Origin of the sequence: Sphingomonas sp. PR090111-T3T-6A (assembly GCF_000383095.1) — a bacterium.
Taxonomy (GTDB): domain Bacteria; phylum Pseudomonadota; class Alphaproteobacteria; order Sphingomonadales; family Sphingomonadaceae; genus Solisphingomonas.
On record NZ_AORL01000013.1, the window covers coordinates 76,652 to 101,277 of the forward strand.

Consider the following 24,626-nt stretch of genomic DNA (forward strand, 5'->3'; position numbering starts at 1 on the left):
AGGCACCTCAGTTGGCGATCAGGGCGGCGATGGCGCGCGCATCGGATGCGCCGGGCGATGCGGCGAGATAGGCGGAGAGCGCGGTGCGGCCCTCGTCGGTCTGTCCGTTGCGCAGCAGGGCGAGGCCGAGATTGCGGTCCAGTTCCGGCCCGGCATAGCCGGCGGCGCGCGCGTCCCGGTAAAGCCCGGACGCGACCTGAAGATCGCGCGGTTGGCCGCGCAGCCGGAACAGCTCCGCCCGCGCATAGAGCAGCTCCGCGCTCCATCCGCCGTCCGCCGTCGCGAGACTCGAGAGGATATAGTCGGACCCTCCGAAATCGTTGATCTTCACCTGCGCGGAGAGGAGCCGGGGCAGCAGCGGCGCGATCGCCTTGCGATAGGCGTCGGCCCGCGCATCGCCGCCCGCCGGCAGCCTGGCGGCCTCCTCGGCAAGCGCGGTGGCGCGGTGGAGGTTGGTCGGGTGGTCGTCGAGGAAGCCGGATGCATATTTCTGGCCGGGGCGCTGGCCATGACCGACGGCGCGGGCATCCTCCTCGGCCATCATCGACTGCCAGACCGCCGCCGCCGACCCCGCCGGATAGCCCGAGGCGGCGAGATAGCGCAGCCCCAGCAGATCGGCCTGCGTCTCCTGATCGCGATCATAGCGGTAGAGCGACCCGACGAGCGTGGTCTGCACGTCGCGGACCGAGGTGTTGGTGATCCCGCCCAGCACCTGGAGCCAGGCCATCGCATCGGTCGTCCCGCGTTTGGCCTTGAAGCCCCGCACGCCGTGACGCAGCTCGAAATGGGCGAACTCATGGCCGAGCACGGCGGCGAGCTGCCCCTCGTCATGGACGCGCAGGAACAGCCCGGACCAGACCTGCATCGCGCCGTTCGCCATCATCGAGGCATTGGTGGCGGGCACTTCCATCACATAGACGCGCACGCCCTGGCAGCGCTCCGCCCCGACCGCGCGGCACAGCACCGAGCGGACATAGGCCTCGATCCCGCCGTCCCGGATGCGCCGGGGGCTGTCGCGAAGCTCCCGCTCATATTCGTCGGCCATCATCCACTGACCGCGCTCGTCAACGGTCGTCGGCTCATAGGCGGCGGTGTAGGGCGGGAGCGTGGGAAGCGGCTCGGCAATGGCGGGCGCGCAGAGCCCGGCCATGAGCGCGAGGGGCGGGAGAAGCCGCCTCATGGCTTGCCGGCGCTGGCGATATCGACCGGCTTGCCGGGGAAGCCCGCCAGCAATTCGCGGACCCGTTTCGCCGCGCCCTCGGGCGTCCGCACATCGCCGCCCATCTGGCGATCGGCGTTGAGCCAGACCAGGTCGCCCGTCCGAAGGTCGACCAGCCCCGCATGGCCGATATGGACACCCGACGTGATCCCCACCCCGCCGAGCGCGCCGACGACCTGCAACATCTTGCGGCCGGTCGATCCATATTCGTCATGCGTGGTGATGAAGAGCGCGTAGTCCGCCCCTTCCAGGGATTTCAACCGGGCGATGCCGTCGCCGACGCCCCATTCGAAGCTGCCGGCGCGCTTCTTGGTCTCCAGCCGGTTGCCGACGAAGAACTGATATTCGATGACCGAATCCGCCACGGCGCTGAACAGGTGGGCATATTGCGTCACCAGCGGCCCTTCGCCGGTCGACCCCTCCGCATAGCCGATCACCTGGTTGCCGAGCTTCGACTGGGCTTCCGCGAGCGCGCTGGCGAGGTTGTCGCGGGCCTGCTGCGTCCAGTCGGCATTGGGTTCGTACAGACCGCCCGTCGATTGCGCGCCGACCTGGATGATCGGCCGCATGACCATGATGCGCACGGTGCCGGGCTTCAGGATGAAGCCCTCCTTCCTGCCCGTCTTCTCCTGCGCCAGCGACGGCGTGGAGACGAGCAGGATGAGCGCGAGCGCCACCGCCCGCCGGAATGATGTCAATGCCATGAGCCCCCCTCACGTCGCCCTCTCCTTATCCGGTTCCCGGCGCGGGCGAGGGGTTGTTGCCGTCAATCGTGGGGCATCTGGTTTCGCCTGACTTTAACGGCCCTCATGTCTTCCGTTTGACCACGCTGATCTTGCCGCCCCTCTCCAGCGTGGCGAGGGCGACGTTGGCGGGGGTCTCGACCTGTTCGAGCCGGAGGGCCTCCCGCAGGTCGCCGGGGCTGAGCTCGTGGCGGCGGAGCGCTTCCTCATCGACCCGGCCGTCGCGGACGAGAACGACCGGCTCGCCTTTGGTCAGCCGGCCGGGCAGCGACCAATGCTGGCCCAGCATCGCCAGCCCGCGATGGAGAAGCACGATCAGCAATGTGGCGATGATGCCGGCGGAGAAGCTCGCCTTGCCGGTCATCATGCGGCTGATGTTCGATCCGATCACGATCGCGACGATGATGTCGAGCGGGGCATATTGGGCGAAGGTCCGCCGCCCGGCGACCCGGATGCACAGCAGCCCGAACAGGAAGAGGATCAGGGTCCGGGCGCAGATCTGCGCGATCGAGCCGCCGCCGCCATCGGGGCCTATGACAAGATGAAGCATCTCCATCCGGCGCTGAACGCGGCGCGGGGCGGCTGGTTCATGAAACGGCCTGTCCGTTGATGCGGTCGATCAGTTGCCGGTGGGAGGGCAGGTCGTCCGCCGCGCGCTCGCCATAGCGCCGGATCTTGAGGAGCAGCTTCTCGGCCGCGCGCATGGCGGCGCGGTCCGTGGCTTCGGAGGGGAGATCGGTCGCGAACTCCATGCCGTAGAGGATGTATTGATAGTTGAAGAAGGCGAAGCTCTCGAGATCGAGGATGAAGTCATAGCGATTGGGCGGCCGGTGGCGCCACTGGTCGAGCAGCTCCTTCAGCCGGTCCGGGATGGAGGCGGGGTCGGCATTGTCGCGCCAGAAAGGCTCCTCGCGCCGGCTGAGGCAATAATGCAGCTTGAGGAAGCCGATGATATTGTCGAACCGCGCGGCCATCAGTGTGTTGAAGCGCTGGGCCGGCGCGTCGATCGGCCCGTGGTGGGGGAACAGCTCGGCGATCATCGCCACCGCCGCCTCGATCAGCACCACGCCGGTCGATTCCAGCGGCTCCAGAAAGCCCGCCGACAGCCCGACGGCAACGCAATTGCCCGCCCATTGCCGCTCGCGATAGCCGGGCTCGAACGACAGCAGCCGCGTCTCGACCTCGTCGATGCGGTCGCCCGCATAGGCGCTGAGCGTCGCGGCGGCGCGGGCGTCGTCCATATGGTCGCTCGAATAGACGCAGCCGAGGCCGCGCATCCCGGCGAGCGAGATGTCCCATGTCCAGCCCGCCTCGTGCGCGGCGGCGATGGTGAAGCTCGGCAGCGGCGCGTCGGGCCGGTCATAGGGCAGCTTGCAGGCGATCGCGCGATCGGTGAACAGATAGCGCCGCGCCGAGCGGAAGGGCACGCCCAGCGCCCGCCCGATCAGCTCCGCGCGGAAGCCCGAGCAATCGATGTAGAGGTCCGCCTTGAGCGCCCCATGCTCCCGGCTGACGACATGATCGATATGGCCCTCCGCATCGAGCACCACATCGTCGAGCCGGTCCTGCACATGCCGCACGCCCAGTTCCATGGCGCGCTCGGCGAGCAGGCGGCCGAGCTGCCCGGCGTCGAAATGGTAGGCGTAGCTGAGCGGCCCGGTGAAGGCTTCTTCATCCGGCCCCTTGGGCGCGCGCCGGGCCTCGGCGACGCGGTTCTGGATGGTCATCGCCTCGGCGAAGGGCGGGCGCGTCGCCTTGTCCTGCCGCAGCCAGTGGGGGACGAGCCCCGGCGCATCGGCATAAAGCGGCGCCTCGAAGGGGTGGAAATAGCGATGCCGCTGCCCGTCCTGCGGCGCGTGCAGCCAGTCGGTGAAGCAGACGCCCTGCTTGAAGGTGGCCGAGGTCTCGCGGATGAAGCGGGTCTCGTCGATGCCGAGGAAGCGCAGCGTGCTTCGCATCGTCGGGAAGGCGCCTTCGCCGACACCGATCGTGCCGATTTCGGGCGATTCGAGCAGCGTGATCTGGCGGTGCGGATGGTCGGCGAGGTCGAGGAAGCGGGCGAGATAGGCCGCCGTCAGCCAGCCCGCGGTGCCGCCGCCGACAATCAGGATCGAGCGCATGCCCTAAGCCCTCACGAACAGATTCTTGAGCCATGCCGGCCCGGTGCGTGCTGCCTGACGCCAGTCGTCGCCGTCATCCTCGTCCTCGGCGGAATAGCCGCGCGGATTGAGGAGCTTGATCCGCCCGCCCTTGAAGGCGGCGGTCTGGTGCGTGACGAGCGTCAGCTTGTGCTCGATCGCGGTGGCGGCGAGCAGGCCGTCGCGGGCGTCGGCATAGGCGAGCTGCCCGCTGCGGCGAACGACGGCTGCGTCGACGGGCAGGATGCGCCCCTCGAACGCGCGCATCACCTGCTCGTCGATCCACGGGCGGAGCGCGGCCCCGGCGGCCTTGCCCGGCTTGCGCGACGGGCGGGCGCCATTCTCCAGCTCCAGCAGGGTGAGCGCCGAGATGAACAATGTCTGCCGTGACACGCTGCCCGCCCAGGCTATGAGGCCGGGATCGGCCTTGCCCGCCTTGGCGCGCCCGAGATCGACCAGCACGGGGGTGTCCAGCAGATACATCAGTCGGCCGCCCCGCGCCGGCTCCACACGGTGGTCGAGCGCGGCGGGTCGTCCGGGCCGGCCTCCGCCGGAGCGGGCATGGCGAGCAGGTCGACGATGCTCTCGGTCTGGCCGCTCATCTGGCGATAGGCGTCGATGCTCATCAGCACATGGGTGGGCCGCCCGCGATCGGTGATGAACACCGGCTCGATCCGCGCCGCGCGCTTCGCCTGGCTCACATCCTGATTGAAATCGCGGCTGCTGACGATCTTCATCGCTTCCTGACCCGGCTCCTCCTGTAGGCACGTTACTACCCCATGGCGTGGCAGCAACAGAAATGCGCCAGCGTCGGGGCAGGCGATGGAGGCGCCCGGTCGTCTGGGGCCTTGGCGAGGCGTGGCCCACTCGATAATCGGGCGGCATGGCGACGCGCGCGAGACGGAAAGGGAGGAAGACGTCCCGCGCGAACCGCTGGACGCGTCTCGAAATCCTCGTGCTGTCCGCCTTCGCCATAGCGGTGGTGGGGGCGTGGCTGGCGACGCGCGACTGGCGGCCCGCTCCGCCGCCGGCACCGCCGCATCATCTCACCGCCGAGGAGGCGCGCGCCATCAACGCCGCCACGCCCTTCGCGGACGATCATCCCCACGCCGCCCGGCCCTTCCATTTCCGGGGCACCCCGGCGGCGCGCGAGCAGGCCATCCAGTGCCTCGCCACCGCCGCGATCTACGAGGCCGGCAGCGACGAGCGGGGCCGCAAGGCGGTGATGCAGGTGGTGCTCAACCGGCTTGCCTTGCCGCAATATCCCAAGACCGTGTGCGGCGTGGTCTATCAGGGCGCGTCACGCGTGACGGGGTGCCAGTTCTCCTTCACCTGCGACGGATCGCAGGCCCGCCGCCCCGAGCATGAGGGCTGGGAAGCGGCGCGGGAGGAGGCGAAGCGGGCGCTCGGCGGCGCCGTCTTCGCGCCCATCGGCACCGCGACCCATTATCATGCCAACTGGATCGTGCCCTATTGGAAGGGCTCGCTCGACAAGATCGCGCAGGTGCACAGCCACATCTTCTACCGGCCGCACCTGCGTTCCCCGATCCAGTACGGCCCGCCTCAATAGGCGAGCGCGCAGCCGTCCGCCCGCATCTCGGACGCGGCGGCGTAGACGAGCTGGCCTTGGTCGGGCTTGTACTCGACGCATTCGTAGCGGCCGAAGCCGCCATCCGATGCGCCGAGCGTCCAGCCCATATTGGCGAGCGCGGCCTTGGTCGCCTCCGGCACGCCGCTTTCGAGGCGGAGCAGGCCGTTGGCAGGCATTCCCGGCGAATCCTCGCCCATCGACTGCGACGAGCCTTCATGGTGCCAGCGGGGGGAGTCGCCGGCCGCCTGCACGTCGAGGCCGTAATCGGTGCGGTTGACAATGATCTGGGTCTGGCCCTGCGGCTGCATGTCGCCGCCCATTACGCCGAAGGCGAGCCACGGCGCGCCCTTCACGGTGGCGAAGCCGGGGATGATCGTCTGAAACGGCCGCTTGCCGGGCGCGTAGATGTTGGGATGGCCGTCCTTCAGGCTGAAGAGCTGGCCACGATCCTGGAACATGAAGCCCAGCCCGTCCGCCACCAGCCCCGATCCCATGCCGCGGAAGTTGGACTGGATCATCGATACCATCATGCCCGAACTGTCGGCGCAGGAGAAATAGGTGGTATCGCCATGGCTCGGCGCCTGCCCCGGATAGACGGGGGTGAGGATGCGGTCCGGCCGGATCAGCTTGGCGCGCTCGGCGGCGTACTCCTTGGAGATCAGCCACTCGACCGGCACCTTGGAGAAGTGCGGATCGGCATAGTAGCGGGCGCGGTCCTCATAGGCGAGGCGCTTGGCCTCGACCTGGAGATGGATCGACAGCGGCGACTGGAAGCCCGCGCCGCGCATATCGAAATGCTCCAGCATGTTGAGCATCTGGAGCGTGGCGACGCCCTGCGTGTTGGCGCCGAGCGCGTGGACGGTGACGCCGCGATAGTCGGTCTGGTGCGGCTCGACCCACTCGCCATGGTGGGCGGCCAAGTCCTCGTAACGCAGCCAGCCGCCGATCCGCTTGAAATAGGCGTCGATCGTCCTGGCGATCTCGCCCTTGTAGAAGACGTCGCGACCGCCTTCAGCGATCAGCTTGTAGGTGTGCGCGAGGTCGGGGTTGCGGAAGATCTGCCCCGTTTCCGGCCCGCCATGGCCGAGGCCGTAGGTCTTCACCGCATTCGCCGTCTCCTCGACGCCCGAGCCGGGGCGGAGGAAGGCCTTGAGGTTGCGCCGGATATAATAGGCGATGATCTCCGGCACCGGCACGCCTTCGCTGGCGTAACCGATGGCGGGCTCGAACAGCTCGGCCCACTTCAGCTTGCCGTAGCGCTGGTGGAGCATCCACCACGCATCGAGTGCGCCCGGCACCGACACCGCAATCGCGCCCAGCGCCGGCAGCGCGCCGTTCTTCGCGCGCGAGCGGGCGGTTTCGAGGCTCAAGCCGCGCGGCGAGCCGCCAGATCCGGCGAGGCCCATCACCTTCTTCGCCTTCGGGTCCCACAGCATCGCGAAGCAGTCGCCGCCGATGCCGGACGAGGTCGGCTCCAGCACGCCGAGGCAGGCGTTCATCGCGATCGCGGCGTCCACTGCCGAGCCGCCCTTCTTGAGGATGTCGATCGCGGCCAGCGTCGCCAGCGGCTGGGCCGAGCCCGCCGCGCCGTGCGTGCCGTAGACCGCGCTGCGCGAGGCGAAGCTGGCGCCGACCGGACGGTCGCCGGCATGGACGTCAGGACGGATGAAGCGTTCGGCGCCGGCGGGCTCGAACGTCGGCAGCGTCTCCGCGAGGAGAGGCGCGGCCATCGCGGCGGCCGGGAGCGAGGCGAGAAACTGTCTGCGGCGCAAGGTCGATCTCCATTTCCCCCCGGAGATGCCGCACGAGCTTTAGCGGCGATTGCCCGGCAGGCAAGCGGCCCTTCCCATTGCGTGGCGCAGGCGGCATGCAGGCTCCATGAAAACGATCGTCGATCCCGATCGCGCGCTGGCGGACGGACTGGCCGCGCTCCGCGCCGAGTTCCAGGTGCCAGCGGGCTTCCCGCCCGCCGTGCTCGCCGCCGCCGAGGCGGCCGCGTGCCGCCCCTTCACCGAGCATGCCGACCGCACCGCGATGCGCTTCGTCACGCTCGATCCGGCGTCCTCGACCGACCTCGATCAGGCCTTCGCGATCGAGCAGGCGGGGGGCGATATCCTGCTCCATTATGCCATCGCCGACGTGGCGTGGTTCGTCACCGACGGCGATGCGATCGACGCCGAGACATGGACGCGCGGCGAGACGCTCTACCTGCCCGACGGCAAGGCTGGCCTCCACCCGCCGATCCTCGGCGAGCAGGCCGCCAGCCTGCTGCCGAACGGGGACAGGGCGGCGGTGATCTTCACGGTGCGCGTCGGCGGTGACGGCAAGTCTGTGCTGGAGGGGGCGGAGCGCGCGGTGATCCGCTCGGCCGCCAAGCTCGCCTATGAGACGGTGACGCCCGAAGACCTGCCGCCCGATTTCGAGGAACTCGCCCGCCGCATCGACGCCGCTGAGACGGCGCGCGGCGCGGCCCGTGTCGATCCGCCGGAACAGGAGGTCGCGCGGGGCGACGACGGCCGGCTGAGGCTGGCTTTCCGGCCCCGTCGCATCTCGGAAGATCGCAACGCCGCGCTGTCGCTCGCGACCAACCTTGCGGTCGCCGACGCGCTTCAGGCGCACCGCACGGGGCTGTTCCGCGTGATGGCCGGGCCGAACCCCGGCGCGATCGCGCGGCTGCGCCACACCGCCGAGGCCTTCGGGCTCGATTGGCCCGCCGGGCAGTCGCTCGATCAGTTCTCGCAGGTGCTGAGCGCCAACGACCCCAGGCAGGCGGCCTTCATGCTGGCGATCCGTCGCGCGGGGAACGGCGCCTCCTACGCGCCCTATCGCGACGGCGTGACGCCCTGGCACACGGCGATGGCCGCGACCTATGCGCAGGCGACCGCTCCGCTCCGCAGGCTCGCCGACCGCTATGTGATCCGCGCCGCGCTGGCGGTCGCCAACGGCCAGCCCGTGCCCGATGCCGTGAGCGCCGCGTTCGAGCGGCTTCCTCCCGTGATGGCCCGCGCCGACGCCCGCTCCGGCCAGATCGAGCGCGCCGTGATCGATCTCGCCGAGACCGTGCTGCTCGCGGATCACGAAGGCGAGCTGTTCACCGCCACCGTGACCGACATCGACGATCGCGGCGCGCGCATCCAGCTCTGTGATCGCCCGGTCGTGGCGCGGGTGGCGACGGACGGGCTGCATCCCGGCGACACGATCCGCGTGAAGCTGGACGGTGTCGACATGGCGCGGCGGATGATCCGCTTCGAGGCGGCCGGCTAGGCTTCGTCACGGATCGAGCGAGAGCCGGCGCGTGACGCCGATATTCTCCAGGAACGCGGCGTCGTGGCTGACCACCAGCAGCGCGCCGTCATAGGCCCGCAGACCCGCCTCCACCGCCATCACGGATTCGATGTCGAGATGGTTGGTCGGCTCGTCGAGCATCAGGAGCGGCGGCGGCGTGGGGCTCCCCAGCACGCAGGCGAGCCCGGCGCGCAGCGTCTGCCCGCCGCTCAGCGTGCCGACGCGCCGGTCGCCGGCTTCGGCACGGAACCGGAAGCGGGCGAGCGCGGCCCAGCAGCCATTCTCGTCGACGCCCGGATTGAGGCGGGCGTAATTCTCCGCGATCGTCTCGTCGGGATCGAGCAGGCCGACCCGCTGATCGAGCAGGGCGGCAGGGACGTGGATCGCCACCCGGCCCGAGAAGGGCGCGAGATCGCCGGTGATGACGCGCAGCAGCGTCGATTTTCCGGAGCCGTTGGCCCCGACGACGGCGACCCGCTCCGGCCCGACGATCTTGAGCGACAGGTTGCGCAGGACCGGTTCGGCCGGATCATAGCCCGCCGTTACATCGTCGAGCGCCAGCACCTCGCGGGTTGGCGCAAGGCCGGTGGGGGCGAGCTGCACCGAGAAGGTTTCGACCCTCTCGACCTTCTCCTTCGCCCGATCGAGCGCGAGCGAGGCGTCGGCGCGCAGCCGGTCGGCGAGGCGGACATTGCCGCCGCCGCTGTTCTCGGCCCGCTCCTTGCGCGCGCCCAGCAGGATGCGTGGCATGCCTCCCTTCGCGGCCTGGCGGCTGCCGGTGGCGTCGCGGCGCTGCTGCCGTTCGGTCGTGATCCGGGCCTTGCGGGCCACCTCCGCGACGCGCCGCTCGGCCGAGGCGAGGTCCTGCTCCGCCGCCGCCAGCTCGATCGCCTTGCGCTCGCGATACCGGCTCCAGTTGCCGCCATAGCGCTGGGCGCCAAGCGTGGTCAGCTCGACGATGGCGTCCATCGTGTCGAGCAACTCGCGATCATGGCTGACGATGATCGCGCCCGCCCGCCAGTCCTGGAGGAGATCGTGCACCGCCTGCCGCCCGTCGCGGTCGAGATTGTTGGTCGGCTCGTCGAGCAGCAGGAAATCGGGCGCGGCGAAGATCGCTCCCGCCAGCGCCGCCCGCGTCCGCTGCCCGCCCGACAGACGGACGAGCGGCGCATCGAGCGGCAGATCGAGCCCGACCTGCGCCAGCGCCTCCATGGCGCGGGCTTCGAGCGTCCAGTCGGCCTCCTCCAGTTCGTCGAGGGTGGCGCCGCCCGCTTCGGCGCGGTGGAGGAGGGCGAGCCCGTCGGCGATGCCGAGCAGGTCGGCCAGCGTCTCCCGCGGCGAAAGCTGGACGATCTGGCGGAGCGTGCCGATCGTGCCCTGCACGCGAACCGTGCCTCGGGAAGGCTCCAGCTCGCGCGTCAGCAGGCGAAGCAGCGTCGACTTGCCGACGCCGTTGCGGCCGACGAGGCCGGCGCGTTCGCGGCCGAAATCGAGCGTGAGATCGTCGAGGACGGCCCGGCCGTCAGGCGTGGACCAGGCGAGATGCGAGACGGAAATGGAGGCGGGCATGGATGGAGATTCCCCTGGCGGCAATGCGGATCGGCGTTGCGGTCAGGGTGAGATCCATCTTCGGGCACTCCGTAAGCGAGGGCGGCAGACTAAGGCCGCCGCCCCCATGGGGCAAGTCAGGCGGGGTGGGCCAGCGCCAGCACCGCCTCGGCGAAGGCGGCGGGCGCCTCCTGCGGCAGGTTGTGGCCGATGCCGCCGCGGATCAGGCGATGTTCGTAGCGGCCGGTGAAGCGGGCGCGGTAGGCGGCCGGCTCCGGGTGGGGGGCGCCGTTGGCGTCGCCTTCCATGGTGATGGTCGGCACCACGATGGCGGGCGCCGTGGCGAGCTTCTGCTCATAGGCGTCATATTTCGCCTCGCCCTCGGCCAGCCCGAGGCGCCAGCGATAATTGTGGATCACGATCGCGACATGGTCCGGATTGGCGAAGGAGCGGGCGGTGCGCTCGTAGGTGGCATCGTCGAAATGCCATTGCGGGGAGGCGAGCTGCCAGATCAGCTTGTTGAAGTCGTGGCGGTTCTGCTCATAGCCGAGCTTGCCGCGCTCGGTGGCGAAGTAGAATTGATACCACCAGGCCAGCTCCGCCTTGGGGGGCAGCGGCGTGGCGTTGGCGTGCTGGCTGCCGATCAGATAGCCGCTCACCGACACGAGGCCCGCGCACCGCTCCGGCCAGAGCGCGGCGACGATGTCGGCGGTGCGCGCGCCCCAGTCGAAGCCGGCGAGCAGCGCCTTGGGGATCCTGAGCGCGTCCATCAGCGCGATCGCATCGAGCGCGAGCGCCGCCTGCTGTGCGTTACGCACCGTGTCGGCCGAGCGGAAGACCGTGCTGCCGGAGCCGCGCAGATAGGGGATGATGACCCGATGCCCCGCCTTCGCCAGCAGCGGCGCCACCTCGACGAAGGCATGGATGTCGTAGGGCCAGCCGTGGAAGAGGAGCACCGGCGCGCCGTCCGCCGGGCCCATGTCGACATAGCCGATGCTGAGCGGGCCGGCGTCGATCTGGCGGAGCGGGGGGAAGCCGGCCGGCGTGGCGGCGACGGTGGCGCGGGCCGCGCCCTCGATACCGCCAAGCTGGAGCGCCGCGACGCCTATCGCGGCCAGGCCGAAGAAGCTGCGGCGGCTCGGATCGGCGGGTTGGTCCGAAGGAAGGGTCGTCATGGCGGGTCTCCTGCGAAGCTCTTAGTGGGCGTCGTGCGGTTGGGTGCCGGTCTGCGGCACCGTGAAGCGGACGGTCTTGCGGTCTAGCGGTTGGTGGTTGGCATTGGCGAGGATCACTTCCACGCTGTGCGGGCCAGCGGGCAGGCCGACGAGGATCAGCGGTTCGCCGCTGGCGTCCGCCCAATGCCACGGCGCGCCGTCGACGGAGACGTGGATGTGGCCGATGCGCGGGGTGACGTCGAGCGCCTTGGGGCCGAACACCGGCTCGATGCGCAGATTCTCGGCGCGATACTGGATGAACACCATGCCCTCGGCGAGCGGACCGGCAAGCGGCGGATCGACGATGATGCGGGCCGGCGGCTGCGGCTCGGTGAGGGGAACGACCCCGGCCGGCCCGAGGACTTCGCCCGCCGTCTGAGCGCAGACCGCGCCCGTCGCCGGCAGCAGGAGGAGCGTAGCGAGCCCCAGCGTGCGGAGTGTCATGTTGCGTGCCATGGATGCTCTCCCTGTTCAGCCCTGCGCTTCGGTTTCGGCCTGCGGTTGGACGGCCGCCTGCAAGAGGGTGGCTGCGGCGCAGGAGGCCGCACCGATAACGGCCGCACATGCCAGAATGGCGTAAGTCGAGGCGACGGGCGCAAGGCCCGAATAAAAGAAGCTCGTCAGCCCGAGGAAATAGGCGATCGGATTGTTGAGCGGCGCCAGCGTCCGCAGGCTCAGCACGAGGACGACCACGCCCGAGACGGCCAGCGGCGTGGCGGCGTCGCCCAGCGTCGGCGTCAGGAGCCTGATCGCGATCGCCGTTCCGATCCCGAAGGCGAGGCCCAGCAGGAAACAGCCGAGATCGGCCAGATTGTCCCGCGCCGAGGCGCCGGCGAGGTTGTACGCCACCCAGCCGAGGAACATGGCGGAGGCGGGCAGCATCACCGCGAGCGTGCCGTATGTCGCAACGCCCGCGACGACGGCGACGACCAGCGAGACGGCGTGGAAGCGGATATCCTTGAGGGGGTGAGCCGGCATCGGGTTTCTCCGGGGAAAGGGGTGTGCGGGCCGGAGGGGGACGGCCCGCACGGGGGGAGGGATGTCAGTTCAGGGTGATCTCCACGGCGATGTTGCCGCGCGACAGCTTGGAATAGGGGCAGGTCTGGTGCGCCTGATCGACGATGGCGCGGGCGGTGCCGGCATCGATGCCGGGCAGGCTCACGTTCAGGCGGGCCTGGAGGAAGTAGCCATTGTCGCCCTTGCCCAGATCGACCTCGGCGTCGACCGCGGTGTCGGCCGGGAGCTTCACGCCCGCCGCCTGGGCGGCGAGGCCCATCGCGCCGATGAAGCAGGCGGACCAGCCGGCGGCGAAGAGCTGCTCGGGATTGGTGCCCTGACCCGCGCCGCCCGGAGGCGACAGACGGATGTCCAGCCAGCCGTCACTGCTCTTCGCGCTGCCGTCGCGGCCGCCGGTAGTGTGGGTGCGGCCGATGTAGAGGATCGTGTCAGTCATGTCCGTCACTCCTTAGTAAATCGTGTCCGATCAGATCGGATGCGATTTACTAAGCCTGGCCGATACGCTGCGTCAACCCTCAAAACAATCGCATGCGATTTATTTTCCGCCTTCCCGATCGGGAACGGCGTTCCTGCCCGGAATCGACGCTGCCGCGGGCGGGCAATCGCGCTATAGCCACCTCGCCCCTTCGCAGGAGATGACGCTATGTCGACGATGCGCGCGATGATCGTTCCGCAGGCCGGTGCTTCCCTGGAACTGGTGGAACGGGCCGTTCCCGAGCCGGGCCGCCACGAAGTCCGGATCAGGGTCCATGCCTGCGGCGTCTGCCACAGCGATTCGGTGACGGTGCAGGGGCTGTTCCCCGGCATCGAATATCCCCGCGTCCCCGGCCATGAAGTGATCGGCACGATCGAGGCGATCGGCGCGGACGTCGACGGATGGAGCACCGGCGAGCGCGTCGGCGTGGGCTGGTTTCCGGGCTCCTGCGGCTATTGCGGCCATTGCCGCCGCAACGAGGCCTTCGCCTGCGAGAATGTCCATGGCGCGACCGGCGTGTCGCGTGACGGCGGCTATGCGACGCACATGATCGCGGACGCCTCGGCGCTGGCGCGGGTGCCGGCGTCGCTCGACTCGGTCGAGTCCGCGCCGCTGCTGTGCGCGGGCATCACGACGTTCAACGCGATCCGCAATTCGGGCGCGCGGGCGGGCGATCTCGTCGCGGTGCAGGGCATCGGCGGGCTGGGCCATCTCGGCATCCAGTTCGCGGCGCGGCTGGGCTTCCGCACGGTCGCGGTCAATCGCGGGCGGGACAAGGAAGCGCTCGCCCGGAAGCTCGGCGCACACGACTATATCGACAGCGCGGCCGACGATCCCGCCGAGGCGCTTCAGAAGATGGGCGGCGCCAGGGCGATCATCGCCACCGTCACCAATGCGGATGCGATGCAGGCGATCGTCGGCGGGCTGGGCGCTGGCGGCACAATGGTGCTGATCGGCGCGACCGGCCCGATCAGCATCAACCCGATCGAGCTTCTGATGAAGAGCGCGGGCGTGAAGGGCTGGTATTCGGGCACGTCGGCGGATTCGGAGGATACGCTGCGCTTCAGCGAGCTGCACGCCATCGGCTCGATGAACGAAATCTATCCCTTCGCGGAGGCGCAGGCCGCCTATGATCACATGATGAGCGGCAAGGCGCGCTTCCGCGTCGTGCTGAAGATGGACTGAGCCTCTAGAGGCGCGCCAGCCGCCCTCCGTCGACCAGCAGCGAGGCGCCGGTGACGAACCGCGCCTCGTCCGACGCGAGGAACAGGATCGCGGCGGCGATCTCGGCGGGTGTGCCGATATCCTCCGGCGCGATCACCTCCAGCCCCGATGCGATGTTGGGACTGGAGCGCAGCATTTCCGTGTCCACCGCGCCCGGCAGCACGGCGTTGGCGCGGATGCCGCGCGCGGCGCCTTCGATGGCGGTCGAGCGGGTGAGGCTCTCCAGCGCCGCCTTGGCCGCCGCATAGGGTGCGACCAGCGGCGAGGTCTGGCGCGCATGGATCGAGGCGACGTTCACGATCGCGCCGCCCTCCGCCATGTGCCGCAATGCCGCCCCCGCAAGCAGCGCCGCGCCGAGGAAGTTGACGTCGAGCAGCCGCCGCCACTCCGCCCCGCCGATCTCGGCCAGCGGCTTGTAGATCATCATCCCCGCGACGTTGACGATGACATCCAGCCCGCCGAGTTCAACGAGCGTGCGCTCGACCAGCGCCGTCACCTGCGCCTCGTCGCCGATGTCGCAGGCGAAGGCGGAGATGTGCGGCGCGCCCAGCGCGTGGAGCCGCTCGATCAGCGCCTCGTCGGGCGAGCGGAGGTCCGCCAGCATCAGGCTCGCGCCTTCCGCCGCCAACCGCTCGGCGGTGGCGAGGCCGATGCCGCCTAGCCCGCCGGTGACGATCGCGCGCTTGCCTTCGAACCGTCTCACCATTCGCGCAGGCTCCCATCCGGCCCACGCCATACCGGATTGCGCCAGCGATGCGCATCCTTTGCGGCCTCGCGCACGCGCGCCTCGTCGATGGTCACGCCGAGGCCGGGCGCGGCCGGCACCGCGACGCTGCCCTCGTGGATATCGAAGACGCTGGCGTCGGTGAGATAAGTCAGCAGGTCGGCCGACGGCGTGTTGTAGTGGATGCCGAGCGACATCTCCTGGATCACGAAATTGGGCGTCGTGGCCGCGAGCTGGAGGCAGGAGGCCAGCGCCAGCGGCCCGAGCGGGCAATGCGGCGCGACCGCGACATCATAGGCCTCCGCCATCGAGGCGATGCGGCGTGCCTCCGAGATGCCGCCGGCATGGCTGAGGTCCGGCTGGATGATGTCGACCGCGCCCAGCTCGAACAGGCGCTTGAAGTCCATCCGCGTGTAGAGCCGCTCGCCGAGCGCGATGGGCGTGCTCGTCTGGGCAGCGAGCTGGGCGATCGCCTCGGGGTTCTCGGAGAGCAGGGGCTCCTCGATGAACAGCGGGCGCAACGGCTCGAGCGCGTGGGCGAGCTGGCGCGCCATCGGCTTGTGGACGCGGCCATGGAAGTCGACGCCGGCATCGATCCCCGTCTCGCGGACGAGCTGGAGGCGGCGGACGCTGTCGTCGAGCTTGGCCGGGCTGTCGAGCCAGCCCAGATCCTCGGTGCCGTTCATCTTCACTGCGCGGAAGCCCTGCGCCCAGCGGGCGGCGGCGGCTTCGGCGACGTCATGCGGCCGATCGCCGCCGATCCATGCATAGACGTCGATCCGCTCGCGCACCTGCCCGCCGAGCAACTGCCAGACAGGAACGCCGAGCCGCTTGCCCTTGATGTCCCACAGCGCCTGGTCGATGCCCGAGATGGCTGACATCAGCACGGGCCCGCCGCGATAGAAGCCGAGGCGATAGAGCGTCTGCCACGCATCCTCGATCCGGTCGGCGTCCGTGCCGATCAGCCGATCCCGCGCGCTTTCGAGCGCGCCGAGCACGGCCTCGCCATGGCCTTCGAGGCTGGCTTCGCCCCAGCCGACGAGGCCGTCGTCGGTCTCGACGCGGACGAACACCCAGCGGGGCGGCACGAGGAAGGCATCGATCTGGGCAATCCGGCTCATGAGGCAAGCCTGTCCTTTTGGGTAAAGCGGGTGAGGAGGGTGGGAAGCGAGAGGCCGCCGGTCTGGCGGAGGCGGTCGAAGATCACGGCCGCGAGCAGGATTCCGCCGCGCACGACATATTGGTAGAAAGTGGGCACATCGAGCAGGTTGAGCGCGTTCTGCGCCGCCCCCATGATGAACACGCCGATGATGACGCCCGCCATGGTGGCGACGCCGCCCGAGAGCGACACGCCGCCCAGCACGCAGGCGGAGATGACGGCAAGCTCCAGCCCCTGGCTGGTGTTGGGCTGGCCCGAGGTGATCCGCGCAGCGAGCACGATGCCGGCGAGCGCGGTCACGAGGCCCTGCAATACGAAGACGGCGATCCGCACGCGCTCGACCGGCACGCCGGCGAGGCGCGCGGCCTCCGGGTTGCCGCCGATTGCCAGCACATTGCGGCCGAAGGTGGTGCGGTTGAGCAGGAAGCCGAAGCCGATAAACGCCAGCAGCATCAGCCAGATCGGATAGTTGACGCCGAGCAGCGTCCCCGAGCCCAGCGCGTAGAAGCGCTCGGCCGGGATCGACACCGCCTGCCCGCCCGAGGCGAGGAAGGCGAGGCCGCGCACGATCTCCATCGTGGCCAGCGTCACGATCAGCGAATTGACCTTGAGCCGCGCGACCACCCAGCCGTTGAGGAAGCCCGCCGCCGCTCCCGCCGCGAGCCCGGCGAGGATGCCGGCGGCGACGCTGCCCGTCCGCCCGATCACCACGGCGGTCAGCACGCCCGACAGCGCGGTGATCGAGCCGACCGACAGGTCCACCTCGCGCAGCGCCAGCACCAGCATCATCGTCGTGGCGATCGTGCCGACCAGCGTTACCGAGAGCACGAGGCCACGCATGTTCCGGATGCCGAGGAAGTCCGGCACCAGCGCGCCGAGCAGCGCGAACAGCACCAGCAACAGCAGAAGCGGCCCGAGGGCGCCCAGCCGGCGGAGAAGGGGAGGGGATGCGCTCATGATTGTCCTGTGGAGGCGTCGGGCAAAGCGAGGCGGAGAAGGCGGTCCGGGGTGGCGTCGGCGCGCGGCAGGATGCCGGCGATGCGACCCTCGCGCATGACGATGATGCGGTCGGCGACGCCCATCACCTCGGGCATGTCGGAGGAGGCGAAGAGGATGGTCCGCCCCTCCTCGGCGAGGCGGTACATGTGGGCGTAGATCTCGCTGCGCGCGCCGACGTCGATGCCGCGGGTGGGCTCGTCCATCAGCAGGATGCGCGAGTCCGCCGCCAGCCAGCGGGCGATGATCGCCTTCTGCTGGTTGCCGCCCGAAAGCGTCGCGATGGCGGTGGCGGGCGAGGCGGTTTTGACCCGCATGAGCTGGATCAACTCGGCCGCGCGAGGCTTCTCGTCGCGCTCGTCGATCAGCATGCCACCGGTGAGGTTGCGGCGGGCCAGCGCGATATTCTCGGCGACGGCGGCGAGGGGAACGATGCCCTCGTCCTTGCGATCCTCCGGGCACAGCGCGAGGCCGGCCGCGATGGCGCGGCGAGGGTCGGCGGAGGCGAGGGGTTCGCCATGGATCGCCACCTCGCCCGCCGTCGAGGGCACCGCGCCGTAGATCAGCCGGAACAGCTCCGACCGTCCCGCGCCGACGAGGCCGAAGAAGCCGAGGATTTCGCCCGTGCGCGCTTCGAAGCTCAGCGGCGCGCGCAGGCCCGGCCCTTCGAGGCCATTCACCGCCACCGCAACCTCGCCCAGCGGCCGGGGGCGATAATCATAGATGTCGGTGATCGTGCGGCCCGCCATCGCCGTGATGAGCTGGTCCTGCGTGAGCGCCTTCATGTCCGGATAATCGGCGACATGGCGGCCGTCGCGCAGCACGGTCACGCTGTCGGAGATCTCGAACACCTCCTCCATGCGGTGGCTGACATAGAGGATCGCCCGGCCGTCGCGGCGCAGATCGTCGATGATCCGTATCAGCGTGCGCGTCTCACGGGCGGAGAGCGAGCTGGTCGGCTCGTCGAAGGCGATGATGCGCGCGTCGCGGGCGAGCGCCTTGCCGATCTCGATCATCTGCCGCTTGCCGATGGAGAGCGTGCGGACCTTGGCGTCGGGATCGATGTCCTCGCCGAGCCGGGAGAGGATGGCCTGTGCCCGTTCGCGCGCGGCGCGGCGGTCGATGATCCCCATCCGCGTCGGCATCATGCCGAGCAGCAGGTTCTCGGTGACGCTGAGGTCCGGCGCGAGGTGGAGTTCCTGATGGATGATCGCGATGCCCGCGGACTGGCTGTCGCGCGGGCTGGCGAAGGCGACGGGCTGGCCTTCGACGACGAGCCCGCCGCTATCCGGCCGATATTCGCCCGCGAGGATCTTGAGCAGCGTGGACTTGCCGGCGCCATTCTCCCCCATCAGCGCGCGGACCTCGCCGCCCGCGACCGAGAAGGACACGCCGTCCAGCGCCACGACGCCGGGGAAGACCTTGCCGACCCCGTTGTAGGCGATCAGCGCGCTCATGCCGCCTCCGCCGCGAGGAGAGCGCGATAGTTGGCACGGGTCAGGAGCTGGCCGGTGGTGTAGGTGACGGCCGGCGGGCGGATGTCGTGGACGATCCAGTCATAGACCATCGCGCTGCTGTCATAGCCGTGGCGGCGCGGGCTCAGCAGGACGGAGGCGTGGAAGCCGGTCGGCTCCGACTTGTCGAACTCCGCGCTGGCCGATCCCGATCCGCCGATGCCAACGCCGATCACCGCGTCCGCGCCGAGCCCCAGCCCCTCCGCCGCCCGCACCCCGCCCAGCACCGAGGCGTCGTTCAGGCCGAGGATGATCCAGTGCCGGATCGTCTGCTGCTGGGTGAGCACGGGGTCGGCGGCGGTGAAGCCGCCTTCGGTGTCGGTGGTCTTCTGCGGTGCGCTGAAGATGTGGGCGGGCGCGATGCCGTCCTCGATCGCGGCGCGGGCGCCGTTCTCGGTGCGCTCGCGGCCGGTGTCGAGGCTGTCGAAGGCAAGGCGCAGCACGCCCGTGTCGGCCAGCGACCAGCCGCGCCGCTTCGCCTCGGCCACCGCCTCGCGACCCGCCATCGCGCCAATCGCGCTCGCCGAGATGCCGAGATAGGGGGCCGACGTGATCGGCTGGTCGTCCGGCCCCAGCAGCCGGTCATCGACCGCGAGAAATTTGAGCCCGTTCGCCTCCGCCCGCAGCCGGATCGCGGTGCCGAGCTTCGGGTCCGGCGTGCAGATCACGAAGCCTTGCGCATAGCGGGCATAGAGATTGTCGATGGCGGAGAGCACGCGGTCGCCATCCTCGGCGCCGATGCGGATCAGCTCGAAGCCCTTGTCGCGCGCGGCCATCGCGGCGAAGCGCCATTCGTCCTGGAACCACTGCTCCTCGGGCTGCTTGACGAGGAAGCCGATGCGGATCTTCCCGTCCGGCCGCGCGCACCCGCCGAGCAGCGACATCGCGCCCGCGGCCGCCGTGCAGCCCAGAAAGTGCCGCCGTGAGATCAAGCCCCGCCTCCAGTCCGTGCGGCTCGCGCCGCGTCTCTTTTCGCCGCCCATTATGAGCGGCTTTCCCTCCGGGTCAAGATTAAGTAATATAAGTAAGCTCCAAAGAGCGCTTGTCCTCCCGGATGGAGCCGGCATCCTGCTGGCCCATGCCGGGAAGCAGTGTACTCTTGGGCGAAAGCATAGGCTTGCCATGCGGTCCGAGGCAGGCGAGGCAGGAACAATGAGCGAGAGTTTCACCCGATCCAGTCGCGAGGGCGGCAATCTCACCAGCGCCATCACGCAGGATCTCGGGCGCGCCATCGTCACGGGCAAGTTCAGCGACGGCGTGGTCTTCCCCTACGAGGCGGACCTCTGCAAGCAATATGGGGTGAGCCGCCCCGTGCTGCGCGAGGCGGTGAAGATGCTCACCGCCAAGGGCCTGCTCAAGGCGCGGCCCCGGCAGGGCACGTCGGTGCAGCCCGAGGACCAGTGGAATCTGTTCGATCCCGACGTGCTGCGCTGGATGATGGAGCGCAAGTTCACGATCGAGCTGATGGTGGAGTTCACGGAGGTGCGCCTCGCGATCGAGCCGCGCGCGGCGGCGCTCGCGGCGCGCCATGCGACGGATGCGCAGCGTACCCGCATCGCCGATGCGATCGAGCGGATGCGCGCGGCCGACGCGGGCGACGACGATGCGCTGACGGCGGACATCGCCTTCCATGTCTCGGTTCTGGAGGCGAGCAACAACCGCTTTTTCCGCCAGTTCACCGATCTCGCCGAGGCGACGCTGCGCTTCAGCATCCGCCGTACCAACGCCTATAAGGGCGTGCCGCGCGCAAGTGCCGAGGAGCATAAGGTGGTGGCGGACGCCATCATCGCTGGCGATGCGGCGCGCGCGTCGACCGAGATGTATGTGATGATCGAGAGCGCGCTGAACCTGCTGCTGGCGGCGGGTGGGCATCCCCAGCGGACCGACTGATCAGAAAGTGAGGAAACGCAGCCGCGTCTCGCTGCGATAGACCTCGCCGGGACGCAGCAGCGTCGGCGGGAAATCGGGGCGGTTCGGGCTGTCGGGGAAATGCTGCGCCTCCAGCGCCACCGCCTGGCGGCGGACGAAGGGACGCCCGGCCTCGTCGCGGAGCGAGCCGTCGAAGGCGTTGGCGCTGTAGACTTGCAGGCCGGGGGCGGTGGTCCGCGGCTCCATCGCGCGGCCGGTGGGTTCGTGGGTGAGGCGTGTCGCCACGGCCGCGTCGGCGTCGAGCGCGAAGCAATGGTTGAGGCCATCGCCGATGCGGAGCTGCTCGTCCTTGCTGGCCAGCACCTCGCTGAGCAGCCTCGGCTCCCGCAGGTCGAAAGGCGTGCCCGCGACAGACCGCCGTTCGCCGGTGGGAAGCGCGGCGGTATCGATCGGCAGGAAGCGAGAGGCGGCGACCGAGAGGCGATGATCCCCGATCGTCCGCGCGGCCCGTCCGGCGAGATTGAAATAGCCGTGGCTCGCGAGGCTGACATGGGTCGGCGCGTCGGTGGTGGCGCGATAGGCGATGAGCAGCGTGCCGGGCTCTTCGATCCGCATCTCCGCCTCGGCGTCGAGCGTGCCGGGGAAGCCCTCCTCGCCGTCGGGGCTGCGATAGTGCAGGCGGACGCCCGAGCCGTCTTCGAGCGCTTCCATCGTCCAGAGCCGCCGGTCGAAACCCCGCCGACCGCCATGATTCTGATTGGCGCCCTCATTGGCTGTGAGGCGATGCTCCCGCCCGTCGATGGCGAAACGTGCGCTGGCAATGCGATTGGCGGTGCGGCCGATGGTCGAACCGAAATAGGGCCAGCCCGCCTGCAAATCCGGGTCGAGATAGGAATCCAGCCGGTCGAAACCGAGCAGCACGTCCTCCATCCGCCCGTCGCGATCCGGCGTGCGGATCGACGTGAGCGTCGCGCCATAGCTCGCGACGCGCACCTCCAGCCCCTCGCCATCGGAGAGGGTGGCGAGCGTCACCGGCTCTCCGCCCGGCAGCCGGCCCCATTCGCTGAGATCGATCATCGCGGCTCCATACAGAGACGGGCGACCCCGGAAGGGCCGCCCGCCAGTCAGGGAGAACAGTCTATCAGAAGGTCGCGCGGACGCCGCCCGAGATCACGCGGCCCGTGTCGTAGAGGCCGGCGAACCGCTCCTTGAACGAGGAGTAGATGCGCTGGCGGGAGTCGGTGGCGTTGAGCACGTCGACGAACACCGAGAAGTTGCGCGTCACCTTCAGGCTGCCCGTGATGTCGAGCTGGCCATAGCTGTCGACATTGGTGGGCAGGCCGTTGTCGCCGAAGGTCGAGCGCAGGAAGGGCGCGCGCCAGTTGTAGGCGACGCGGACCTGCACGGGGCCCTTCTCGTAGAAGCCGACGACGTTGGCGCTGTCCGACAGGCCCTCCACGTTGAACACCTGCGTGGTGAGCGCCGGATCGAAGGTCGTCGAGCTTTCCACCTTCGTGTAGTTGGCCGAGAAGCCAAGCCCGTCGAACGGCGCAGGCAGCAGCTTGTCGAACGTGTACTGCACCGTCGCCTCGAAGCCGTAGACGGTCGACTTGTTGGCGTTGATCGGCGTGGTGACGAGGAACTGCTCGCCCAGGATCGTCTCGGGGAAGGTGCCGTCGGAGACGAAGTTGCTGATCCGCTTATAGAAGCCGGCAAGGCTGATATAGCTGGTGCGGCCCAGATAATAATCCACGCCCACGTCGAAGTTCCACGCCAGATAGGGCTTCAGCATCGGGTTGCCGACCGAGATGGTGCTCTGCGCCGGCGGACGGAAGGTGAAGCTCTGGCTCAGCGTGAGCTGGGTCAGCGTCGGGCGGGTCAGCGTCCGCGACACGGCGGCGCGGACGTCGAAGGCGTGGCTCCAGTTGAAGCGGAAGGTCGCCGACGGCAGGAAATAGCCGTAGTGATTCTTCGCCGTCACCGGCACCGGCGCGCTGAACGTCGCCACCGAGGCGGTGGGATCGCCCGGATTCTGGGAGATGTTGGTGATCTCCACCGAATTGCCGGTGGCGCGCTCGTCCGTATAGACGTAGCGGCCGCCGATCGCCGCGGTCCAGTTGTGGCTGCCGACATCGCCCTTCAGGTCGGCCTGAAGGTAGATCGCGCCGGTCAGTTCGCGCACCGCACCCGAGCCCTTGGGATCGTAGATCGGCGCCGTGCTGTTGCCGTCGGCGGCATAGACCGCGCGATAGGCCGCCTCGGCCGCCGGGTCGCCCTTCTGGTTGATCGCCGCGTCCGAGCCCTCATAGGTGACGAGCGCGTTGTGGTTGTAGTTGAGCCACGAGATCGCCGGTTCGCCGAGGATGCTGCCGGGGCTGAACTCGGTGAAGAGCGACGGATCGGCGCTCGCGTAGTAGCCGCAATAATAGCAGTCGAGCGGGCTCGGGGAGCCGACCGAGAGGATCGACTTCTTGCGCCGCGTGCCCAGCGCGCCGAACTTGATGTCGGCGAGGATGCCGCGGTTGAAGTCCTGCTTGCCGTCGATGTTCGCCTGCCACACGTCGTCCGTCACGCCGCTGCCACGCTCCGAGCAGCAGTGGAGATAGGCGCGGTTGGGGTCGAAGGTCGGCAGCAGGCCCGACATGGTGGGCACGCTGCCGGGGTTGAGATTGAAGGTCGGGTTCACGCCAGGATTGGTCTCGCCCACCACGTCGAAGATCGAGTCCACGCGATTGCGCGCGCGGGAGTGCGAGAGGTCGGTGACGATCGTGGTGCGATCGGTCGGCGTCCAGTGGGCGTTGAGGCCGATCTGGTAGGTGTGGGTGTTCTCCGGGCCGGTCGACAGGATGTTGTCGGTCTTCAGGCCGCCGTCTGCCTTGCGGACGAAGTTGGTGACGGTGCCGTTGGGATTGACCATCGCGTCCTGGATGTCGCCTGGATCGGTGTACCAGCCGACCTGGTTGGTGGTCGAATGGATCTTGAGCTGGGTGTAGAGGCCGTCGAGCTGGATCTTCAGCTTGTCCGAAGCGACCCAGTCGATCGCCAGCGTGCCGCCGATGCGCTCGCGCCGGTTGTCGGTGGAGGTGAAGTTCAGCGTGCGGGGCAGATAGGCGTTCACGCCCGCACCGGCGGTGATGCCGTGCAGATGATCCGGCGAGAGCCAGGGCGTGCCGTCCGAATTCTGGGTCGGCTGGGAAATCCAGCCGCTGGTGTCGACGTCCGTGAAGCGGCTGTCGCGCTTGTCATAGTCGACGCTGGCGAGGATGCCGAAGGTGTTGTCGTCGTTGGTGTCGCTGATCAGCGCCGAGCCGACCGGCGTGCCTTTGTTGCGCGTGCTGTCGAACTTGCCCGACAGGCTGGCCGAGGCGTGGAAGCCCGGATGGTCGAGCGGACGCGCGGTGCGCAGGTTGACGGTCGATCCGATGCCGCCGTCCTGCTGGTCCGCCGTGGACGACTTGTAGACGTCGGCGCCGCTGATGAGTTCGGAAGGCAGGATGTCGAAGCTGAACTCGCGGCCCGGATTCTCGGTGGCGAGCAGGCGGTTGTTGAGCAGCACCGTGTTGAACTGCGGGCCGAAGCCGCGGACGGTGATGGTGTGGCCTTCGCCGCCCGAACGGTCGATCGAGACGCCGGGGACGTGCTGGAGCGATTCCGCGACGTTCTGATCCGGGAACTTGCCGATATCCTCGGCCGAGATCGAATCGACGATGCCGATCGTGTTCCTCTTGACGTCCAGCGCGCGGTTAAGGCTGGCGCGCGTGCCGGTGACGATGATGTCCTGCGAGACGCCCGCGTCCTGCGACGCTACGGTGGCGGCCGGTGCGTTGTCCTCCGCGAAAGCGGCCGCGGGCAGCATCAGCGCGGCGACGCTCGCGCTGCCAAGAAGGAGCATAGGCGCGCGACGACAGGT

23 protein-coding genes are annotated in these 24,626 nt (G+C 69.2%); 4 read left to right on the forward strand and 19 right to left on the reverse strand.

Going from position 1 to position 24,626, the window contains the following annotated elements:
• Nucleotides 1-7: 7 nt before the first annotated feature.
• The 6 genes from ST3T6A_RS0106520 to ST3T6A_RS0106545 all read right to left on the reverse strand — a co-directional run bounded on the left by ST3T6A_RS0106520 (nt 8) and on the right by ST3T6A_RS0106545 (nt 4,837).
• On the reverse strand, nt 8-1,180 hold the full coding sequence (locus ST3T6A_RS0106520; RefSeq protein WP_026359486.1) for a M48 family metallopeptidase: 1,173 nt from the start codon (nt 1,178-1,180) through the stop codon (nt 8-10).
• Entirely contained in the window at nt 1,177-1,923 is a 747-nt protein-coding gene (locus ST3T6A_RS0106525; protein WP_019832104.1) for a hypothetical protein, read from the reverse strand. The genes ST3T6A_RS0106520 and ST3T6A_RS0106525 overlap by 4 nt, the downstream gene beginning before the upstream one ends.
• Before the next feature lie 103 nt (nt 1,924-2,026).
• Nucleotides 2,027-2,518, reverse strand: a complete 492-nt coding sequence (locus ST3T6A_RS0106530; protein ID WP_019832105.1) for a DUF421 domain-containing protein — start codon at nt 2,516-2,518, stop codon at nt 2,027-2,029.
• Between the two features lie 31 nt (nt 2,519-2,549).
• The gene (locus ST3T6A_RS0106535; protein ID WP_019832106.1) at nt 2,550-4,082 is read right to left on the reverse strand and encodes a tryptophan halogenase family protein; all 1,533 of its coding nucleotides are present in this window, start codon (nt 4,080-4,082) and stop codon (nt 2,550-2,552) included.
• Between the two features lie 3 nt (nt 4,083-4,085).
• Complete coding sequence (locus ST3T6A_RS0106540; protein WP_019832107.1) at nt 4,086-4,583, reverse strand: PIN domain-containing protein; 498 nt, start codon at nt 4,581-4,583, stop codon at nt 4,086-4,088.
• Nucleotides 4,583-4,837, reverse strand: a complete 255-nt coding sequence (locus tag ST3T6A_RS0106545) for a type II toxin-antitoxin system Phd/YefM family antitoxin (RefSeq protein WP_019832108.1) — start codon at nt 4,835-4,837, stop codon at nt 4,583-4,585. The genes ST3T6A_RS0106540 and ST3T6A_RS0106545 overlap by 1 nt, the downstream gene beginning before the upstream one ends.
• A 146-nt stretch (nt 4,838-4,983) precedes the next feature.
• Here ST3T6A_RS0106545 and ST3T6A_RS19500 point away from each other — a divergent pair, with 146 nt between their 5' ends.
• Nucleotides 4,984-5,670 carry a cell wall hydrolase gene (locus tag ST3T6A_RS19500; RefSeq protein ID WP_019832109.1) on the forward strand — a complete coding sequence of 229 codons (687 nt, stop codon included), beginning with the start codon at nt 4,984-4,986 and terminating at the stop codon, nt 5,668-5,670.
• Here ST3T6A_RS19500 and ST3T6A_RS0106555 read toward each other — a convergent pair.
• The gene (locus ST3T6A_RS0106555; RefSeq protein WP_019832110.1) at nt 5,664-7,463 is read right to left on the reverse strand and encodes a gamma-glutamyltransferase family protein; all 1,800 of its coding nucleotides are present in this window, start codon (nt 7,461-7,463) and stop codon (nt 5,664-5,666) included. The genes ST3T6A_RS19500 and ST3T6A_RS0106555 overlap by 7 nt on opposite strands.
• Nucleotides 7,464-7,569: 106 nt before the next feature.
• Here ST3T6A_RS0106555 and ST3T6A_RS0106560 point away from each other — a divergent pair, with 106 nt between their 5' ends.
• Nucleotides 7,570-8,955, forward strand: a complete 1,386-nt coding sequence (locus tag ST3T6A_RS0106560; RefSeq protein WP_019832111.1) for an RNB domain-containing ribonuclease — start codon at nt 7,570-7,572, stop codon at nt 8,953-8,955.
• A 6-nt stretch (nt 8,956-8,961) separates the two neighbouring features.
• Here ST3T6A_RS0106560 and ST3T6A_RS0106565 read toward each other — a convergent pair whose 3' ends face one another.
• From ST3T6A_RS0106565 to ST3T6A_RS0106585, 5 genes are all read right to left on the reverse strand, one after another.
• Nucleotides 8,962-10,545, reverse strand: a complete 1,584-nt coding sequence (locus ST3T6A_RS0106565) for an ABC-F family ATP-binding cassette domain-containing protein (protein ID WP_019832112.1) — start codon at nt 10,543-10,545, stop codon at nt 8,962-8,964.
• A gap of 116 nt (nt 10,546-10,661) precedes the next feature.
• On the reverse strand, nt 10,662-11,699 hold the full coding sequence (locus tag ST3T6A_RS0106570) for an alpha/beta fold hydrolase (protein ID WP_019832113.1): 1,038 nt from the start codon (nt 11,697-11,699) through the stop codon (nt 10,662-10,664).
• A 21-nt stretch (nt 11,700-11,720) separates the two neighbouring features.
• Nucleotides 11,721-12,194 carry a DUF6130 family protein gene (locus tag ST3T6A_RS0106575; protein WP_019832114.1) on the reverse strand — a complete coding sequence of 158 codons (474 nt, stop codon included), beginning with the start codon at nt 12,192-12,194 and terminating at the stop codon, nt 11,721-11,723.
• A gap of 15 nt (nt 12,195-12,209) precedes the next feature.
• Nucleotides 12,210-12,716, reverse strand: a complete 507-nt coding sequence (locus ST3T6A_RS0106580) for a DUF1097 domain-containing protein (RefSeq protein ID WP_019832115.1) — start codon at nt 12,714-12,716, stop codon at nt 12,210-12,212.
• A gap of 64 nt (nt 12,717-12,780) precedes the next feature.
• Nucleotides 12,781-13,191 carry an organic hydroperoxide resistance protein gene (locus ST3T6A_RS0106585; protein WP_019832116.1) on the reverse strand — a complete coding sequence of 137 codons (411 nt, stop codon included), beginning with the start codon at nt 13,189-13,191 and terminating at the stop codon, nt 12,781-12,783.
• 207 nt (nt 13,192-13,398) lie between these two features.
• Here ST3T6A_RS0106585 and ST3T6A_RS0106590 point away from each other — a divergent pair, with 207 nt between their 5' ends.
• On the forward strand, nt 13,399-14,415 hold the full coding sequence (locus ST3T6A_RS0106590; protein WP_019832117.1) for an alcohol dehydrogenase: 1,017 nt from the start codon (nt 13,399-13,401) through the stop codon (nt 14,413-14,415).
• 4 nt (nt 14,416-14,419) lie between these two features.
• Here ST3T6A_RS0106590 and ST3T6A_RS0106595 read toward each other — a convergent pair whose 3' ends face one another.
• Genes ST3T6A_RS0106595 through ST3T6A_RS0106615 form a run of 5 tightly spaced genes read right to left on the reverse strand, consistent with a single transcriptional unit; the run spans nt 14,420 to nt 19,779 of the window.
• Nucleotides 14,420-15,160, reverse strand: a complete 741-nt coding sequence (locus ST3T6A_RS0106595; protein WP_019832118.1) for an SDR family NAD(P)-dependent oxidoreductase — start codon at nt 15,158-15,160, stop codon at nt 14,420-14,422.
• Nucleotides 15,154-16,299, reverse strand: coding sequence for a galactonate dehydratase (gene dgoD, locus ST3T6A_RS0106600; protein WP_019832119.1), 1,146 nt, complete (start codon nt 16,297-16,299; stop codon nt 15,154-15,156). Before dgoD ends, ST3T6A_RS0106595 begins: the two co-directional genes overlap by 7 nt.
• On the reverse strand, nt 16,296-17,294 hold the full coding sequence (gene araH / locus ST3T6A_RS0106605) for an L-arabinose ABC transporter permease AraH (RefSeq protein ID WP_019832120.1): 999 nt from the start codon (nt 17,292-17,294) through the stop codon (nt 16,296-16,298). The genes dgoD and araH overlap by 4 nt, the downstream gene beginning before the upstream one ends.
• A complete protein-coding gene (gene araG, locus ST3T6A_RS0106610; protein ID WP_019832121.1) occupies nt 17,291-18,790 on the reverse strand; it encodes an L-arabinose ABC transporter ATP-binding protein AraG in 1,500 nt (499 codons plus the stop codon). The genes araH and araG overlap by 4 nt, the downstream gene beginning before the upstream one ends.
• Nucleotides 18,787-19,779 carry a substrate-binding domain-containing protein gene (locus tag ST3T6A_RS0106615; RefSeq protein ID WP_202804572.1) on the reverse strand — a complete coding sequence of 331 codons (993 nt, stop codon included), beginning with the start codon at nt 19,777-19,779 and terminating at the stop codon, nt 18,787-18,789. The genes araG and ST3T6A_RS0106615 overlap by 4 nt, the downstream gene beginning before the upstream one ends.
• Nucleotides 19,780-19,999: 220 nt before the next feature.
• On the opposite strand from ST3T6A_RS0106615, the gene ST3T6A_RS0106620 reads away from it, so the two are divergent.
• Nucleotides 20,000-20,737 carry a FadR/GntR family transcriptional regulator gene (locus ST3T6A_RS0106620; RefSeq protein WP_019832123.1) on the forward strand — a complete coding sequence of 246 codons (738 nt, stop codon included), beginning with the start codon at nt 20,000-20,002 and terminating at the stop codon, nt 20,735-20,737.
• On the opposite strand, the gene ST3T6A_RS0106625 is transcribed toward ST3T6A_RS0106620, so the two are convergent.
• Both ST3T6A_RS0106625 and ST3T6A_RS0106630 read right to left on the reverse strand, forming a co-directional pair.
• Nucleotides 20,738-21,793, reverse strand: a complete 1,056-nt coding sequence (locus ST3T6A_RS0106625; protein ID WP_019832124.1) for an aldose epimerase family protein — start codon at nt 21,791-21,793, stop codon at nt 20,738-20,740. It abuts the gene before it with no gap.
• Between the two features lie 64 nt (nt 21,794-21,857).
• On the reverse strand, nt 21,858-24,608 hold the full coding sequence (locus tag ST3T6A_RS0106630; protein ID WP_019832125.1) for a TonB-dependent receptor: 2,751 nt from the start codon (nt 24,606-24,608) through the stop codon (nt 21,858-21,860).
• Between the last annotated feature and the right edge of the window lie 18 nt (nt 24,609-24,626).

Coding starts and splice junctions, on each gene's coding strand:
- ST3T6A_RS0106520 (WP_026359486.1), bottom strand. CDS start 1,180: ATGAGGCGGCTTCTCCCGCCCCTCGCGCTCATGGCCGGGCTCTGCGCG.
- ST3T6A_RS0106525 (WP_019832104.1), bottom strand. CDS start 1,923: ATGGCATTGACATCATTCCGGCGGGCGGTGGCGCTCGCGCTCATCCTG.
- ST3T6A_RS0106530 (WP_019832105.1), bottom strand. CDS start 2,518: ATGGAGATGCTTCATCTTGTCATAGGCCCCGATGGCGGCGGCGGCTCG.
- ST3T6A_RS0106535 (WP_019832106.1), bottom strand. CDS start 4,082: ATGCGCTCGATCCTGATTGTCGGCGGCGGCACCGCGGGCTGGCTGACG.
- ST3T6A_RS0106540 (WP_019832107.1), bottom strand. CDS start 4,583: ATGTATCTGCTGGACACCCCCGTGCTGGTCGATCTCGGGCGCGCCAAG.
- ST3T6A_RS0106545 (WP_019832108.1), bottom strand. CDS start 4,837: ATGAAGATCGTCAGCAGCCGCGATTTCAATCAGGATGTGAGCCAGGCG.
- ST3T6A_RS19500 (WP_019832109.1), top strand. CDS start 4,984: ATGGCGACGCGCGCGAGACGGAAAGGGAGGAAGACGTCCCGCGCGAAC.
- ST3T6A_RS0106560 (WP_019832111.1), top strand. CDS start 7,570: ATGAAAACGATCGTCGATCCCGATCGCGCGCTGGCGGACGGACTGGCC.
- ST3T6A_RS0106565 (WP_019832112.1), bottom strand. CDS start 10,545: ATGCCCGCCTCCATTTCCGTCTCGCATCTCGCCTGGTCCACGCCTGAC.
- ST3T6A_RS0106570 (WP_019832113.1), bottom strand. CDS start 11,699: ATGACGACCCTTCCTTCGGACCAACCCGCCGATCCGAGCCGCCGCAGC.
- ST3T6A_RS0106575 (WP_019832114.1), bottom strand. CDS start 12,194: ATGGCACGCAACATGACACTCCGCACGCTGGGGCTCGCTACGCTCCTC.
- ST3T6A_RS0106580 (WP_019832115.1), bottom strand. CDS start 12,716: ATGCCGGCTCACCCCCTCAAGGATATCCGCTTCCACGCCGTCTCGCTG.
- ST3T6A_RS0106585 (WP_019832116.1), bottom strand. CDS start 13,191: ATGACTGACACGATCCTCTACATCGGCCGCACCCACACTACCGGCGGC.
- ST3T6A_RS0106590 (WP_019832117.1), top strand. CDS start 13,399: ATGTCGACGATGCGCGCGATGATCGTTCCGCAGGCCGGTGCTTCCCTG.
- ST3T6A_RS0106595 (WP_019832118.1), bottom strand. CDS start 15,160: ATGGTGAGACGGTTCGAAGGCAAGCGCGCGATCGTCACCGGCGGGCTA.
- dgoD (WP_019832119.1), bottom strand. CDS start 16,299: ATGAGCCGGATTGCCCAGATCGATGCCTTCCTCGTGCCGCCCCGCTGG.
- araH (WP_019832120.1), bottom strand. CDS start 17,294: ATGAGCGCATCCCCTCCCCTTCTCCGCCGGCTGGGCGCCCTCGGGCCG.
- araG (WP_019832121.1), bottom strand. CDS start 18,790: ATGAGCGCGCTGATCGCCTACAACGGGGTCGGCAAGGTCTTCCCCGGC.
- ST3T6A_RS0106620 (WP_019832123.1), top strand. CDS start 20,000: ATGAGCGAGAGTTTCACCCGATCCAGTCGCGAGGGCGGCAATCTCACC.
- ST3T6A_RS0106625 (WP_019832124.1), bottom strand. CDS start 21,793: ATGATCGATCTCAGCGAATGGGGCCGGCTGCCGGGCGGAGAGCCGGTG.
- ST3T6A_RS0106630 (WP_019832125.1), bottom strand. CDS start 24,608: ATGCTCCTTCTTGGCAGCGCGAGCGTCGCCGCGCTGATGCTGCCCGCG.